At 54.1% G+C, this 15,129-nt stretch carries 14 protein-coding genes; 10 read left to right on the top strand and 4 right to left on the bottom strand.

The genetic code is table 11. The features are described 5' to 3' along the window. Positions 1-15: 15 nt before the first annotated feature. The gene (glpT, locus tag PAGR_RS21070) at positions 16-1,356 is read right to left on the bottom strand and encodes a glycerol-3-phosphate transporter (RefSeq protein WP_013024087.1); all 1,341 of its coding nucleotides are present in this window, start codon (positions 1,354-1,356) and stop codon (positions 16-18) included. A gap of 352 nt (positions 1,357-1,708) precedes the next feature. Here glpT and PAGR_RS21060 point away from each other — a divergent pair, with 352 nt between their 5' ends. Beyond that, positions 1,709-2,569 (top strand): carboxylate/amino acid/amine transporter, encoded by an 861-nt coding sequence (locus PAGR_RS21060; RefSeq protein ID WP_013024088.1) that lies wholly within the window; start codon positions 1,709-1,711, stop codon positions 2,567-2,569. Positions 2,570-2,714: 145 nt separating this feature from the next. Here the strand turns inward: PAGR_RS21060 and PAGR_RS21055 are convergent, their stop codons facing one another. Both PAGR_RS21055 and metR read right to left on the bottom strand, forming a co-directional pair. Next, a complete protein-coding gene (locus PAGR_RS21055) occupies positions 2,715-3,194 on the bottom strand; it encodes a YehS family protein (RefSeq protein WP_013024089.1) in 480 nt (159 codons plus the stop codon). Positions 3,195-3,266: 72 nt separating this feature from the next. Then, the gene (gene metR, locus PAGR_RS21050) at positions 3,267-4,196 is read right to left on the bottom strand and encodes an HTH-type transcriptional regulator MetR (RefSeq protein ID WP_014595023.1); all 930 of its coding nucleotides are present in this window, start codon (positions 4,194-4,196) and stop codon (positions 3,267-3,269) included. Between the two features lie 138 nt (positions 4,197-4,334). Here metR and metE point away from each other — a divergent pair, with 138 nt between their 5' ends. Continuing rightward, on the top strand, positions 4,335-6,605 hold the full coding sequence (gene metE / locus PAGR_RS21045) for a 5-methyltetrahydropteroyltriglutamate--homocysteine S-methyltransferase (RefSeq protein ID WP_014606980.1): 2,271 nt from the start codon (positions 4,335-4,337) through the stop codon (positions 6,603-6,605). A gap of 63 nt (positions 6,606-6,668) precedes the next feature. On the opposite strand, the gene PAGR_RS21040 is transcribed toward metE, so the two are convergent. Further along, positions 6,669-7,505 (bottom strand): dienelactone hydrolase family protein, encoded by an 837-nt coding sequence (locus tag PAGR_RS21040; RefSeq protein WP_013024092.1) that lies wholly within the window; start codon positions 7,503-7,505, stop codon positions 6,669-6,671. 303 nt (positions 7,506-7,808) lie between these two features. On the opposite strand from PAGR_RS21040, the gene udp reads away from it, so the two are divergent. The 8 genes from udp (at position 7,809) to tatC (ending at position 15,069) form a co-directional block, all read left to right on the top strand. Then, positions 7,809-8,570, top strand: coding sequence for a uridine phosphorylase (gene udp / locus PAGR_RS21035; protein WP_014606979.1), 762 nt, complete (start codon positions 7,809-7,811; stop codon positions 8,568-8,570). A gap of 155 nt (positions 8,571-8,725) precedes the next feature. Then, complete coding sequence (rmuC, locus tag PAGR_RS21030) at positions 8,726-10,225, top strand: DNA recombination protein RmuC (RefSeq protein WP_044042593.1); 1,500 nt, start codon at positions 8,726-8,728, stop codon at positions 10,223-10,225. A 76-nt stretch (positions 10,226-10,301) separates the two neighbouring features. Continuing rightward, complete coding sequence (gene ubiE, locus PAGR_RS21025; protein ID WP_014595026.1) at positions 10,302-11,060, top strand: bifunctional demethylmenaquinone methyltransferase/2-methoxy-6-polyprenyl-1,4-benzoquinol methylase UbiE; 759 nt, start codon at positions 10,302-10,304, stop codon at positions 11,058-11,060. 11 nt (positions 11,061-11,071) lie between these two features. After that, entirely contained in the window at positions 11,072-11,677 is a 606-nt protein-coding gene (ubiJ, locus tag PAGR_RS21020; protein WP_026021046.1) for a ubiquinone biosynthesis protein UbiJ, read from the top strand. Then, entirely contained in the window at positions 11,674-13,311 is a 1,638-nt protein-coding gene (ubiB, locus tag PAGR_RS21015; RefSeq protein ID WP_014606977.1) for a ubiquinone biosynthesis regulatory protein kinase UbiB, read from the top strand. Before ubiJ ends, ubiB begins: the two co-directional genes overlap by 4 nt. A gap of 109 nt (positions 13,312-13,420) precedes the next feature. Further along, positions 13,421-13,675, top strand: a complete 255-nt coding sequence (gene tatA, locus PAGR_RS21010; RefSeq protein WP_013024098.1) for a Sec-independent protein translocase subunit TatA — start codon at positions 13,421-13,423, stop codon at positions 13,673-13,675. A 3-nt stretch (positions 13,676-13,678) separates the two neighbouring features. Further along, positions 13,679-14,311: a Sec-independent protein translocase protein TatB gene (gene tatB / locus PAGR_RS21005; protein WP_014606976.1), complete on the top strand. Its 633-nt coding sequence runs from the start codon at positions 13,679-13,681 to the stop codon at positions 14,309-14,311. Next, positions 14,311-15,069, top strand: a complete 759-nt coding sequence (gene tatC, locus PAGR_RS21000; RefSeq protein WP_013024100.1) for a Sec-independent protein translocase subunit TatC — start codon at positions 14,311-14,313, stop codon at positions 15,067-15,069. Before tatB ends, tatC begins: the two co-directional genes overlap by 1 nt. Positions 15,070-15,129 lie beyond the last annotated feature (60 nt).

Below are 15,129 nucleotides of genomic sequence, written 5' to 3'. Positions count from 1 at the left end.
CCGGCCTTCTGACGGCTAGGCCAGTTTTTGCTTGTGTTTATGCTCGCTGACCATAGTGAGCAGCAACAAAATCACTGCCAGCACACAGCCCACAATCATGACTAAAAATCCGCCATCCCAGCCAAAATAGTCCACCGTGTAACCCACAATGGCGCTGGCTGCAACCGATCCTCCCAGATAACCGAACAGCCCGGTAAAGCCCGCGGCCGTCCCGGCGGCTTTTTTCGGCGCCAGCTCCAGCGCGTGGAGTCCTATCAGCATCACCGGTCCGTAGATCAGGAAGCCAATAATAATCATACAGGCCATGTCCACACCGGGATGACCCGGTGGATTTAACCAGTAAACCACCGTTGCGATGGTCACCAGCGTCATAAAGAACACGCCCGTCGCGCCACGGTTTCCGCGAAACACCTTATCGGACATCCAGCCGCACAGTAGCGTGCCAGGGATCCCCGCATACTCATAGAAGAAGTAAGCCCAGGACGACTTATCCAGCGTGAAGTGTTTCACCTCTTTGAGGTAAGTCGGTGACCAGTCCAGAATGCCGTAACGCAGCAGATAAACAAACACGTTTGCCAGGGCGATATACCAAAGTAATTTATTCGGCAGAACATACTTCATGAAGATTTGTTTCGCCGTGAACTCTTCTTCATGGCTTTCGTTGTAGTCAGCCGGATAATCGTTTTTGTAGGCCTCGATGGGCGGCAGACCGCAGGACTGCGGCGTATCCCGCATCAGGGCAAAGGCCAGGATGGCAATGACAATGGCGCCAAAGGCCGGCATATAAAGGGCCGCCTTCCAGTCGTTAAACCAGGCCATTCCCAGCAGAAACAGCAGGGGAGGAATGCCGCCGCCGACGTTATGGGCACAGTTCCACACCGAGACAATGCCGCCGCGTTCCTTTTGCGACCACCAGTGCACCATAGTGCGTCCGCAGGGTGGCCAGCCCATTCCCTGAAACCAGCCACAAATAAACAACAGCACAAACATCACCATGATGCTGGAGGTCGCCCAGGGAACAAACCCCATGAACAGCATCACGAAAGCGGCCAGGATCAATCCTGCGGGTAAAAAGACCCGTGGGTTAGAGCGGTCGGACACCGAGCCCATAATAAACTTGGAAAAGCCGTAAGCGATGGAGATACCGGAAAGCGCAAACCCCAGATCGCCTCGTGAGAAACCCTGTTCAACCAGATAAGGCATGGCCAGGGCAAAATTCTTTCTGACGAGGTAGTAAGCCGCATAGCCAAAGAAAATACCGATAAAGATTTGCCAGCGCAGGCGGCGGTAGAGTGGATCGATACGATCCTCTGCCACCTGAGGCTGGTGTGGTGCAGGTTTAAAAATACTTAACATTAGGGTGGCCCTCCGGGCGCATTATGGTTTTGATTCCCCAGCAGGTTGGGTCGAAAGAAAAAAGGGTGCTCGCAATGCACCATTTCGCGCAGAGAATAGACAGAGGCGGACTGGGTTACTGTGATGAATGACAAATTTGTTACAGTTTTATTACAGTAAGGCGCGAAAATGCCAGGCAGATGCGCTTTTTCGCCCATTTTTAACCTCAGGCATGCTCTCCTGAGCGGATAAAAGTCGGGCTGAGGGATCGTTGCCTGATCGCCTGGTAAATAACCAGATGTCAACCAGATAATGCAGCTCTGATTCAGGACATTGTTTACACTGACGCTCTGTTTATTTCGGGGTTGTTACCGTGCTTTTATTGATTGTTACTACCATTCTGTGGGCATTCTCCTTTAGCCTGATCGGTGAATACCTTGCCGGGCAAGTGGACAGCTGGTTTTCAGTGCTGATGCGCCTGGCGCTGGCCGCCATTGTGTTTCTGCCGTTCCTGCGCTGGCGCGGCTATCGGCCTTCGACGCTCTTGCTCTATATGCTGGTAGGGATGTTGCAGCTGGGCATTATGTATTTGCTGAGTTTTGAAGCCTATCTGTATCTGAGCGTGTCAGAATTCCTGCTGTTCACCGTAATGACGCCGCTGTATGTCACCTTAATCTACGACCTGATAAGCCGAAGGCCCCTGCGCGTGGGCTACATTTTCAGTGCGCTGCTGGCCGTTGCTGGCGCGGCAATCATTCGTTATGACAAAGTCAGCGATAACTTCTGGTTTGGTCTGCTGCTGGTTCAGTTGGCGAATATCTGCTTCGCGGCGGGGATGGTGGGCTACAAACGTTTGCAGGAAACCCGTCCAATGCCGCAACATACGGCGTTTTCATGGTTTTATCTGGGCGCGGTTCTGATTGCGATCGTTGCCTGGGCAGCCTGGGGCAATCCCCATAAATTGCCTACCACGACGCTGCAATGGGGCATTCTGGTCTGGCTGGGCGTCGCGGCTTCGGGGCTGGGCTACTTTATGTGGAACTACGGCGCGACGCAGGTCGATGCCGGCACGTTGGGCATTATGAATAACATGCACGTTCCGGCCGGCTTATTGGTGAACCTGGCGATATGGCAGCAAAAACCGCACTGGCCAAGCTTTATCGCAGGAGCCATCGTGATTATGGCGTCGCTGTGGGTCCATAAGCGCTGGGTGGTAGGCAACAGCGCAAGATAGTCCGGGGCGGGCCTTGCCAGCGAGTAAACCGTTGCGGGAGAGGAATGCAGGGCATCTGGGCTGGAAACAGGCTGTGAACGCCCCTGAGCCTGACCGGAAGCAGACCGCATGACAGGCGGGCTGCTTCCGGTCAGAGCGTTTCTGATTAAGCGGGTTTACCTGTGGCGGGCCGATGAATCATCGTCAGCCCTTTAAGAAAATTACGCAGGATCTGGTCACCGCACTCGCGGTAGTTTTTATGGTCCGGTTTGCGGAAGATCGCGCCAATCTCAGCCTGAGAGACCGTAAAGTTGGCTTTTTTCAGCACGTCAGGAATGTCGGTAGTTTTTAAATCAAACGCGATGCGCAGCTTTTTCATAAAGATATTGTTGTTCATCTTGCGCTCGATGGAGGGCGCAGGCGCGTCTTCACTTTTTCCGCGGCGATGAAAAATTAAACCGTTAAGAAAATATCCCATCACCACATCGGGGCAGGGGCGAAACGCCGCATCCTCATCTTTCTTCAGCCAACTGGTGATGTCCGCCTGAGCCACTTCACATTCAGCCAGCGCAAAAATCGCCACCATTTTGGCATCGTTCAGATCGAGCATATAGCGCACGCTGCGCAGAATATCGTTGTTAGTCATGGTGAGATCTTCTCATGGTAAATCGACAGGCTGCGCATTATAGGGGATTTTGCCTGCTATCGCGCAGCTTTGTCACTCACGCAATAAAACCTTCGCAGGATGCGCGGCGTCCCTGACAAAGGGCAGATGCTCGCAGGCATGCTGACGGGCAAACCGCATAAATGCTTCCAGTACCGGCTGGCGCTGTTCGCCGTCGCGCACAGCGGCGTAAAGACGACTCCATAACCCTTCGCCCAGCGTTTTGGTGATCACCAGGCCCTGTTTTTCAAAACTTTCGACGACCCAGTGCGGCAGCGCAGCAATCCCCATGCGCGCCGAGACCATTTGAATCATCAGCAGCGTGTTATCGACATTCTTGAGCGCCGGACTGATCCCCGCAGGTTGCAGAAAGTGGCGCCAGATATCCAGGCGCTGGCGCTGTACCGGATAAATCATTAGCACTTCATCCGCCAGGTCTTCAGGTGAAATGTGTTCAACCTGCGCCAGAGGGTGATCTGGCGCCAGCACCAGGCGGACTTCGAAATCAAACATGGGTGAATAGAACAAGCCTGAGCGCGGCAGGATATCCGACGTCAATACAATATCCAGTTCGCCCTGCTGCAGCGCGGGCTGCGGATCAAAGGTTACGCCCGATTTAAAATCCATCATCACCTGGGGCCAGCTCTGACGAAACTTATCTAAAGCCGGTGTCAGCCACTGAATGCAACTGTGGCATTCGATCGCGACGCGCAGCGTGGTCTGATGCGGTTCGTGGCAGGCCTGAAGCGCCTGCTGAATTTGCGGCAGTATCTGCTCTGCCAGCTGCAATAAAATTTCGCCCTGCGGGGTAAAACGCAGTGGCTGACTTTTACGAACAAACAAACGAAATCCCAGCCGCTGTTCCAGATCGCTGAACTGATGTGATAACGCCGACTGTGTCTGATGAAGCTGAGCCGCAGCAGCAGCCAGCGAGCCCGTATTCTGCAGAGCCTGAAGCGTCCGGAGGTGTTTGAATTCGATCATGAGAGTCCTTCACATCGAAGCTGAATAATTTGCGCTTGAGCGACATACAGTACCCGCAGAATATAGCGGTGTAAACATCTGGACGGCTAAACATCATTGGCGACCCGCCAAAGCCGAAGACTTTCTGGAGAATAGTGAATGACTATCTTAAATCATACTCTCGGTTTTCCACGTATTGGTCTGCGTCGCGAGCTGAAAAAAGCACTTGAAAGCTACTGGGCTGGCAACAGCACGCAGGAAGAATTACAGGCGGTGGGTCGCGAACTGCGTGCGCGCCACTGGCAACAACAAAAAGCGGCCGGCGTCGATAAAGTGCCGGTGGGCGATTTTGCCTGGTACGATCATATTCTGACGACCAGCCTGATGCTGGGCAACGTGCCTGCTCGCCATCGAAATCAGGACGGATCGATTGATCTGGATACGCTGTTCCGCCTGGGCCGGGGGCGTGCACCGACGGGTGAGCCGGCCGCGGCGGCAGAAATGACAAAATGGTTCAACACGAACTATCACTACATCGTGCCAGAATTCACGCAAGGCCAGTCGTTTTCTTTAACCTGGACCCAACTGCTGGATGAAGTGGACGAGGCGCTGGCGCTGGGTCATAACGTTAAGCCTGTGTTGTCAGGACCGTTAACCTACCTCTGGCTGGGTAAGGTAAAAGGAGAACCCTTTAATCGTCTGTCACTACTGAACGATATTCTGCCCGTTTACCAGCGGGTCCTGACCGAACTGAACGCGCGCGGCGTTGAGTGGGTACAGATTGATGAACCCGTCCTGGCGCTGGAACTGCCACAGGAATGGCGCGAGGCCTTCAAAGCGGCTTACGCTGCGTTAAACGGGCAGGTCAACCTGCTGCTGACCACCTACTTCGACAGTATCGGCCAGAATCTGGATATTATCCGCACGTTGCCAGTGCAGGGCCTGCATGTGGATCTGGTGCAGGGGCAAGATGATATCCGGCAGGTGAACCAACAACTGCCCGCAGACTGGGTGTTATCTGTCGGCGTGATCAATGGCCGCAACGTCTGGCGTGCCGATCTCAGCCGTTGGTTTGAGCGCCTGCAGCCGCTGATCGCCTCACGTGAACACCTGTGGATTGGCACGTCATGCTCGTTGCTGCACAGCCCCATTGATCTGAGTGTGGAGACCCGTCTGGACGAGGAGGTGAAAAGCTGGTTTGCCTTTGCCTTGCAAAAATGTGATGAGCTGTCGCTACTGAGTACGGCGCTTCGCCGCAACGATCCCGCATCGCTGGAGGAATGGAGCGCACCGGTTCAGGCACGTGCGCACTCCCGCCGCGTTCACAACGCGGCTGTCGCACTGCGTCTGACAAATGTTCAGGCCAAAGACACTGAACGTGCCAGCCCTTATGCCGGGCGTGCCAGCACACAACGTCAGCGTTTCAACCTGCCCGCCTGGCCAACCACCACCATCGGTTCCTTCCCGCAGACCACTGAAATTCGTGGATTACGACTCGACTTCAAAAAAGGCGCGATTGATCGCGCGCATTACCGTACCGGTATCGCGGAACACATTAAGCAGGCGATAGCTGAGCAGGAGCGTTTGGGGCTGGACGTGCTGGTTCACGGCGAGGCGGAACGCAACGATATGGTGGAATACTTTGGCGAGAACCTGGACGGCTTCGTCTTCACACAAAATGGTTGGGTACAAAGCTACGGTTCACGTTGTGTTAAACCGCCGGTCATTATTGGTGATGTCAGCCGTCCTGAAGCCATTACCGTGGCGTGGGCAACCTATGCGCAGTCCCTGACTGACAAGCCGGTAAAAGGTATGTTGACCGGCCCGGTCACCATTCTCTGTTGGTCATTCCCGCGGGAGGATGTATCACGTGAAACGATCGCCAAACAGATTGCACTGGCGTTGCGGGATGAAGTTGCGGATCTGGAACACGCCGGCATTGGCATTATTCAGATTGATGAGCCCGCACTGCGTGAAGGATTGCCGCTGCATCAGTCCGACTGGGCAGATTATCTGCGCTGGGCCGTGGAGGCGTTTCGGTTAACCGCCGCTGTCGCGAAAGACGAGACGCAAATTCACACGCATATGTGTTACTGCGAGTTTAACGACATTATGGCATCCATTGCGGCACTGGATGCGGATGTGATTACCATCGAAACCTCACGTTCCGATATGGATTTGCTGGATGCATTCAACGCATTTGAGTATCCGAATGAAATCGGGCCCGGCGTGTACGATATTCACTCCCCCAATGTACCCGACGTCGAGTGGATAGAAAATCTGTTACGCAAGGCCGCACAGCGTATCCCTGAGGAACGTCTGTGGGTGAATCCGGACTGCGGCCTGAAAACCCGCGGCTGGCGCGAAACCCGACAGGCGCTGGCTAACATGGTCAAAGCGGCAAGAAACCTGCGGGGCGAAACCGCCTGATTTCCTGGTGTTGTGTCAATACGTTGTCAGTATGTTGGGGCGCCTGAGCGCCCCTTTTTTCAGTCACTTCGCGGGGGCAACGCCGTATTGCGCAAACCAGGCTAACATGCGCGCCCAGCCATCGGTGGCCGATTCGGCGTGATAGCTTGGACGATAGTCGGCGTTAAAAGCATGTCCGGCCTCGGGATAAACAATGATCTCAGCTTTGGCATTGGCCGCGTGCAGTGCCTGGCGCATCTGCTCGACGCTCTCCAGCGGAATGCCGTCATCCTGACCTCCATACAACCCCAGCACGGGCGCGTTTAGATCAACGGCGATATCGATAGGATGTTTTTGCTGCTTCATGGTTTTTTCACCCACCAGGCGACCATACCAGGCTACGGCGGCGCGCAGTTGCGGGTTGTGCGCGGCATAAAGCCAGCTGATGCGTCCGCCCCAGCAGAAACCGGTAATCCCCATGCGGCGAATATCTCCCCCGTTACGGGCAGCCCAGTTCGCCGCGTGATCGAGATCTGCCAGCACCTGGCTGTCGGGCACTTTACTGACCAGCTCTTTGAACAGGGTAGGGATGTCGTTGTAATCGTTGGGATCGCCTTCACGGAAGTACAGTTCTGGCGCGACGGCCAGATAGCCCTCCAGCGCCAGCCGACGGCAAATGTCGCGAATATGTTCGTGAACGCCAAAAATTTCCTGTACCACCAGCACGACCGGCAACGGACCTTCTGCTGACTGCGGCTTCGCATAAAAAGCCGGCAGGTTTTCACCCTGGCTCGGAATGGAGGTTTCCCCCGCATGGATGTTAGCGCTGTCGGTAATAATGGTGGTCGCTGCTGTGGGCTGAACTGCCGGAGCAAACGCGCCTGCAGCTGATTTTTGTGTCATATTATCTTCGGTTTTCATCGTTCTCTCCGTGCAAGCATAGGCGCAATCACGTAACTATAGCCTGGCCACCCATGACAGGCACCGGGCATTGAGTAACAGAGCTGTTAACCAATAAAATTACACTTCTCTTTAACATTCCCGCGATAGCTTCCACATCACCATATGTAGCAATACGCAAGGCGAGAGATGGATGTGTGATCTAAATCACCTTATTTTTCTTTGGGAATGTAACTTTCATTTTCTTAAGTGAATTTAGTCACATATTTACCTCGCCCGGTGACGTAAAGTGGCGTAAAAATTTTCCTTAACCCGGAGTCTGATATGACACAGTCTGACGTATTCCATCTTGGCCTGACTAAAGCTGACCTGCAGGGGGCAACGCTGGCCATTGTTCCTGGCGATCCAGAGCGCGTGAAAAAGATTGCCGGACTGATGGAAGATGCACAGCATCTTGCTTCCCATCGCGAGTTCACCACCTGGCTGGCGAAGCTGGATGGCAAACCGGTTGTTGTGTGTTCGACAGGTATTGGCGGACCTTCTACATCGATTGCCGTTGAGGAACTGGCACAGCTTGGCGTGCGTACGTTCCTGCGCGTGGGAACCACTGGGGCGATTCAGCCCCATATCAACGTCGGCGATGTTTTGGTCACCACAGCATCAGTGCGCCTGGACGGTGCCAGCCTGCATTTTGCCCCCATGGCGTTTCCGGCAGTAGCAGACTTTACTTGTACGACGGCATTAGTCGCAGCGGCGGAAGCCTGTGGCGCTAAAACCCATATCGGTATTACGGCCTCTTCTGACACCTTTTACCCGGGTCAGGAACGATACGATACCTTTTCAGGCCGTGTCGTAAAAAGCTTCCAGGGCTCTATGCAGGAGTGGCAGCAGATGGGCGTGTTGAACTACGAGATGGAGTCGGCGACCCTGTTAACCATGTGTGCCAGCCAGGGGCTGAGAGCCGGGATGGTAGCGGGCGTGATCGTCAACCGCACTCAAAAAGAGATTCCGGATGCCGTCACGATGAAGCAGACGGAAAGCGACGCGGTGAAAATCGTGGTGGAAGCCGCGCGCCGTTTACTGTAATTCCCCTGTTTCAACAGACAGGCCCGTGATCGGGCCTGTCTGTCCTGCCACTCACAAGCCTTTGCGTGGCCTCTTCCAACGCCAGCAAATATATCTGGACATTCATACAGTGCGAATTTACCTTTTCCTTCATTAGCCTGACCAGCGGGGAAAATATGGATCAGCACATCATTATCTACATCTGCCTGGCGCTTGCTGGCCTTGGTGTGGGCTGGATACTGGCGCAAATGCGGGTCGGCCATCAACTGGCCAGCTTTTCTACAGAACGTCGCCTGCTAAACGAGGGGCAACAGCGTCAGCAGCTGCATATCGACCAGCTCCAGCAACAGGTGCAGCAGCGTGAACAGGAGCTGATACAGCTTCATGGCGCGTTAAGCGGGGCCAATGAGCGCCTGCAACAGCTCGACTACTGGCGCAACGAGAGCGAACAACTCACCCGTGAACTTCGTAATCAGCTCGAAGTGAACAGCGCGCAGGAAGCAGAGCTGCGCGAGGTCACGATTCGTCTGGAAGAAACCCGCTTTGCAGCAGAAGAAAAACAGCGACTGCTGACAAACAGCGAGCAGCGACTCAGCGCGCAGTTTGAAAATCTGGCCAACCGTATTTTTGAAAACAGTGGACGTCGGGTTGATGAGCAGAATCGTCAAAGTCTTAACAGCCTGATAGGGCCGCTCCGGGAGCAGCTTGACGGGTTTCGCCGCCAGGTGAATGAAAGCTTCGGTGCCGAAGCCCGTGAGCGCCACACGCTCACTCACGAGATTCGTCAGTTGCAGCAGTTGAATGCCCAGATGGCTCAGGAGGCGCTTAATCTCACGAAGGCGCTCAAAGGCGACAATAAAATTCAGGGCAACTGGGGCGAAGTGGTACTGAGCCGGGTGCTGGAAGCTTCTGGGCTGCGTGAGGGCTATGAGTACGACATTCAGGTCAGCATGCAGAATGAACAGCAAAGCCGGATGCAGCCGGATGTGATTGTTCGCCTGCCACAGGGAAAAGATGTGGTTATCGACGCTAAAATGACGCTGGTGGCCTACGAGCGTTATTTTAATGCCGATGACGATGTGGAACGCGAGCAGGCTATTCAGGAACATGTCAGCGCCATGCGCGGGCACATTCGCCTGCTGGGCCGCAAAGATTATCAACAATTGCCCGGTTTACGCTCGCTGGATTATGTGTTGATGTTTATTCCTGTTGAGCCGGCCTTCCTGTTGGCTATCGATCGTCAGCCCGAACTCATCAGTGAAGCCCTGCAGCAGAACATCATGCTGGTCAGCCCAACTACGCTGCTGGTGGCGCTGCGGACGATTAATAATCTCTGGCGCTATGAGCACCAGAGTCGTAATGCACAGCGCATTGCAGAGCGGGCCTCCAGACTATATGACAAAATGCGGCTGTTTGTAGACGATATGAGCGGGATTGGTCACAGCCTTGATAAGGCGCAGAACAGCTATCGCGAGGCGATGAAGAAACTGGCAGAGGGGCGCGGCAACCTTATCGCCCAGGCTGAAGGTTTTCGCGATCTGGGTGTAGAAGTCAAACGCGCCATTAACCCGCACCTGGTTGAACAAGCCATGCCTGAGAATGAGCACGACAGTGAGCAAAATGACAAGGACAACGCAGACGAAAGTCATGAGCGGGTTCGGCACCTCCGCGAATAAGCAGGTCACCAGCGTGCCTGACCTCTATGACTCTGATACACTTCAGTGAGTATTGTTTGTGGAGCAGGTAAAACCGATGGCAGATGAATCACAGCAGGAAACTACCCATTTTGGCTTTCAGACGGTCGCCAAAAGCGAGAAAGCCGATAAAGTCGCGGACGTGTTTCACTCCGTAGCGGCAAAATATGACCTGATGAACGATTTAATGTCGTTTGGCGTCCATCGAGTCTGGAAGCGTTTTACCATTGACAGCAGCGGCGTGCGCCGTGGTCAGCGCGTGCTGGATCTGGCGGGTGGAACCGGCGATCTGACCGCGAAATTTTCGCGCCTGGTGGGTGAAACCGGTCAGGTTGTGCTGGCTGACATTAACAGCTCAATGCTGAAAATGGGCCGGGAAAAACTGCGTAATCTGGGCGTGGTAGGCAACGTCAGCTATGTGCAGGCCAACGCCGAAGCATTGCCGTTTCCTGATAACTATTTTGACTGCATCACTATTTCGTTCGGTCTGCGTAACGTGACTGAAAAAGAGAAGGCACTGGCCTCGATGTTCCGCGTGCTGAAGCCAGGTGGACGTTTACTGGTGCTGGAGTTCTCTAAACCTGTTATCGAACCCCTTAGCAAAGCTTACGATGCTTACTCGTTCCATATTTTGCCCCGTATTGGGCAACTGGTCGCCCAGGACGCAGAAAGCTATCGCTACCTTGCTGAGTCAATTCGCATGCATCCCGATCAGGAAACCCTGAAAGCGATGATGAATGACGTGGGATTCGAAAACACGACCTATTCCAACATGACGGGTGGGATTGTGGCGCTGCATCGTGGGTTTAAATTTTAACCATTATGGCGATGACCTTAACACCTGTAATGACCGCCGGTATTGAAACGGCGTTAAACCGCATACTGTATCGCGATCGTAGCCTGAAAAGCGCACGTCAGCGCCTGGTCGGCAAGGTACTGATGCTGCGTTTAAGTGAGCTATCCTGGCCGCTGGTGCTGGTGTTCAGTGAGCAGCAGCTTGACGTGCTCAGTGACTGGCAGGACAGCAGTGACTGCACGGTCATTACCCAGCTTAAGTCCCTGCCAAAGTTACGCGATCGCCAGCAGCTGACGACCTTGATTCGTAGCGGTGAGCTGCAGGTTGAAGGTGACTTGCAGGTGGTTCAGCAGTTTTCTGCGCTGATGGATTTGGCCGAGCTGGATCCCGCTGAATACCTTGCTCCCTGGATCGGTGATATCGCCGCTCAGGGGATGAGCCAGGGCGCGCAGCGTGCATGGCGTTTTTTCAAAGCAGAAACGCAACGGCGTCAGGACTATCTTGGTCAGGCATTAACCGAAGAGTGGCGGGTTGCGCCGGGCGCCCTGGAATTTGCCTGGTTCTCTGAGGAGGTTAGCGCGATGGAACGTTCGCTTGAGGCGCTTGATGCGCGTCTGGCACAGCTGGAGGCGAAATGAGTTTTGGAGAGATCCGCCGGTTATATTTTATTATTAAGGTGTTTTTGACTTACGGCCTTGATGAACTGATTCCGCAGATGCGCCTGACTCTTCCGCTCAGGCTATGGCGGCGCTGCATTTTCTGGATCCCCAACCAGCACAAGCAAGAACTCCTTGGCGTGCGTTTGCGTATGGCGATGGAGCAGTTGGGCCCGGTCTGGATCAAGTTTGGTCAGATGCTGTCGACGCGCCGTGACCTGTTTCCCCCGGTGATTGCCGATGAGCTGGCTGTCCTGCAGGACCGCGTTGCCCCCTTCGATGGCGTTAAAGCGAAAGCGCAGATCGAAGCCTCAATGGGCGCACCGATTGAATCCTGGTTTGATGACTTCAATATCATTCCACTGGCCTCAGCCTCTATCGCTCAGGTACATACCGCAACCCTGAAATCCAATGGCAAGAACGTCGTTATCAAGGTAATCCGCCCGGATATCCTGCCGGTCATCAAAGCGGACATGAAACTCATCTACCGCATTGCCCGCTGGGTGCCACGATTGCTGCCGGATGGCCGCCGTCTGCGCCCGGTTGAAGTGGTACGGGATTATGAGAAGACCCTGCTTGATGAATTAAACCTGTTGCGTGAAGCCGCCAATGCCATTCAGCTTCGCCGCAACTTTGAAAACAGCCGCATGCTGTATGTGCCAGAGGTCTATTCGGACTATTGCAGTGAATCCATGATGGTAATGGAGCGCATTTACGGCATTCCCATTTCTGATGTGGCGACGCTGGAGCAGCACGGCGTCAACATGAAGCTGTTAGCAGAACGCGGTGTGCAGGTATTCTTTACCCAGGTTTTCCGCGACAGCTTCTTTCATGCCGACATGCATCCGGGCAATATCTTTGTCAGTTACGATCATCCTGAAGATCCTCAGTATATCGGCATTGACTGCGGTATCGTCGGTTCGCTGAATAAAGAAGATAAGCGCTATCTGGCCGAGAACTTTATTGCCTTCTTCAATCGCGATTACCGCAAAGTGGCGGAACTGCATGTCGATTCGGGCTGGGTGCCTGCCGATACCAACGTTGAAGACTTTGAGTTCGCTATCCGTACCGTATGCGAGCCCATTTTTGAGAAACCGCTGGCAGAAATTTCGTTTGGGCATGTGCTGCTGAACCTGTTTAACACGGCGCGTCGCTTCAATATGGAAGTCCAGCCGCAGCTGGTGCTGTTGCAAAAAACCTTGCTTTACGTTGAAGGCATCGGTCGCCAGCTCTATCCACAACTGGACCTTTGGAAAACGGCAAAACCCTTCCTTGAGGACTGGATTAAGGATCAAATTGGGATTCCGGCGATTATCCGTGCGGTAAAGGAAAAAGCCCCTTACTGGGCAGAAAAACTGCCAGAACTGCCAGAATTGTTTTACGACAGTATGCGGCAGCATAAGCAATTACGCCTCAGCGTGGATAAACTCGCGAACGATTTAAGTGTCCAACGTTCACGTCAGCAGCAGGCGCGTTACCTGTTTGGCGTAGGCGCGACGCTGTTGATTAGCGGAACGGCGGTGCTCCTCAGCAGGCCTGAGTGGGACCTGTTTCCAGCGGCATTAATGGCGGCGGGCTTTGTCAGTTGGTTAATCGGCTGGCGTAAGACAAACTGATTGTCACCTGCGCCAGAAACGCGGTAATGTCGCTGATTCGGACCCGAATAAACACGGGTTTCGTGGTGCATGACCCCGCAGTTTTTAACAATAAAATCGAGGCTATCTCATGGGCGGTATTAGTATTTGGCAGTTGTTAATTATTGCCGTGATTGTGGTTCTTCTGTTCGGTACCAACAAATTACGTAATCTGGGTTCGGATTTGGGTTCTTCTATCCGTGGGTTTAAGAAAGCCATGAGCGACGAAGACGATAAAAAGGATCAACCGAAAGAGCAGGATGCTGATTTCCATGCCAAAACGCTGGCGGATAAACAGCCAACGTCGGCTCAGAAAGATGACGTCAAGAACGACAAGCAGGTGTAAGCCGTGTTCGATATTGGTTTTGGTGAATTGGTATTGGTGTTCGTGATCGGGCTGATCGTTCTTGGCCCGCAACGTCTGCCCCTTGCGGTAAAAACGGTCATGGGCTGGATCAGAGCGATCCGCTCGCTGGCCGCCAATGTCCAGAGTGAGCTGGCGCAAGAACTCAAGCTTCAGGAGCTGCAAGACAGCCTGAAAAAGGTGGAAGAAGCCGGCCGGGGCACGCTGTCCCCCGAGCTTAAGGAATCCATGGAAGAGCTGCGGAAAACGGCTGATTCAATGAAACGCTCGGTCAAGCAGAGCATTGATATTGAAAGAGACGAAGACGAAGCCAATACCATCCATTCTCCTCATCCTGCATCGACCACCGAAACACTGCACCCCGTTACCCCTGCCGCCAGCGAACATAAGGCGCAGGCACCTGTGCAGGCTCCGCTGGCGACGTCTGAACCTGCGGCTTATCAACCGGCCGACAGCCGCGTTGAGCCCTCCCCGGTTCAGCCGCGACCTGCCTCAGGGCATGCCAGTGCACCGGCACAGTCGCCCGCTCATGCCGATGCGCAAGCCGCGGCTAAGCCCGTTAGCGCTGTGCCGTCGGCAGGTTCAGTTTCTACTCCTTCTGCAAGTGATGAGCGATAATGGCCGTTGAAGATACCCAACCCCTGATCAGCCATTTGATTGAGCTGCGTAAGCGTCTGCTGAACTGTATTGTTGCCGTGTTAGTCATCTTTCTGGCGCTGATTTACTTTGCTAATGATATCTATCATGCGGTGGCGTCGCCGCTCATTAATCAGATGCCCGCGGGCGCCAGCATGATCGCCACGGATGTCGCGTCACCGTTTTTTACCCCGATCAAGCTGACCATGATCGTATCGGTATTCCTTGCCGTTCCGGTTATCCTCTACCAGGTCTGGGCCTTTGTCGCGCCAGCCCTCTATCGCCACGAACGCAAGTTGGTCATGCCGTTGCTGTTCTCCAGTACGTTGCTGTTTTACGTGGGCGTCGCTTTTGCTTACTTCATCGTCTTTCCGCTGGCCTTTGGTTTTTTCGCCAAAACCGCGCCCCAGGGCGTCACTATTGCAACGGACATTACCAACTATCTTGATTTCGTGATGACGCTGTTCATGGCCTTTGGCGTGGCATTTGAAGTGCCGGTCGCGATTGTGCTGCTCTGCTGGACGGGCATTACCAACCCCGATGATTTGAAAAAGAAACGCCCCTATATTCTGGTTGGCGCGTTCGTTGTTGGGATGCTGCTCACACCACCAGACGTTTTTTCCCAAACTTTGCTCGCTATTCCGATGTACTGCCTGTTTGAAGTCGGCGTATTCTTCTCACGTTACTATGTGGGAAAAGGCCGCCAGGCAGAGGATGAGGAACATAACGCCGATTCCTGATGTCTGATTGGGCACAACCCGCAAGGCGGGAGAGGAAAGTCAAAAACCGCCGCCAGGCGG

Source organism: Pantoea ananatis PA13 (genome assembly GCF_000233595.1).
Classification (GTDB): Bacteria; Pseudomonadota; Gammaproteobacteria; order Enterobacterales; family Enterobacteriaceae; genus Pantoea; species Pantoea ananatis.
The sequence above is the reverse complement of the archived record's forward strand: the minus strand, read 5'-3'. Positions and strand labels throughout refer to the sequence as shown.

Bases quoted from the DNA above. Each gene is read 5' to 3' on its own strand.
- glpT (WP_013024087.1), bottom strand. From the start codon at position 1,356: ATGTTAAGTATTTTTAAACCTGCACCACACCAGCCTCAGGTGGCAGAG.
- PAGR_RS21055 (WP_013024089.1), bottom strand. From the start codon at position 3,194: ATGACTAACAACGATATTCTGCGCAGCGTGCGCTATATGCTCGATCTG.
- metR (WP_014595023.1), bottom strand. From the start codon at position 4,196: ATGATCGAATTCAAACACCTCCGGACGCTTCAGGCTCTGCAGAATACG.
- metE (WP_014606980.1), top strand. From the start codon at position 4,335: ATGACTATCTTAAATCATACTCTCGGTTTTCCACGTATTGGTCTGCGT.
- PAGR_RS21040 (WP_013024092.1), bottom strand. From the start codon at position 7,505: ATGAAAACCGAAGATAATATGACACAAAAATCAGCTGCAGGCGCGTTT.
- udp (WP_014606979.1), top strand. From the start codon at position 7,809: ATGACACAGTCTGACGTATTCCATCTTGGCCTGACTAAAGCTGACCTG.
- rmuC (WP_044042593.1), top strand. From the start codon at position 8,726: ATGGATCAGCACATCATTATCTACATCTGCCTGGCGCTTGCTGGCCTT.
- ubiE (WP_014595026.1), top strand. From the start codon at position 10,302: ATGGCAGATGAATCACAGCAGGAAACTACCCATTTTGGCTTTCAGACG.
- ubiJ (WP_026021046.1), top strand. From the start codon at position 11,072: ATGACCTTAACACCTGTAATGACCGCCGGTATTGAAACGGCGTTAAAC.
- ubiB (WP_014606977.1), top strand. From the start codon at position 11,674: ATGAGTTTTGGAGAGATCCGCCGGTTATATTTTATTATTAAGGTGTTT.
- tatA (WP_013024098.1), top strand. From the start codon at position 13,421: ATGGGCGGTATTAGTATTTGGCAGTTGTTAATTATTGCCGTGATTGTG.
- tatC (WP_013024100.1), top strand. From the start codon at position 14,311: ATGGCCGTTGAAGATACCCAACCCCTGATCAGCCATTTGATTGAGCTG.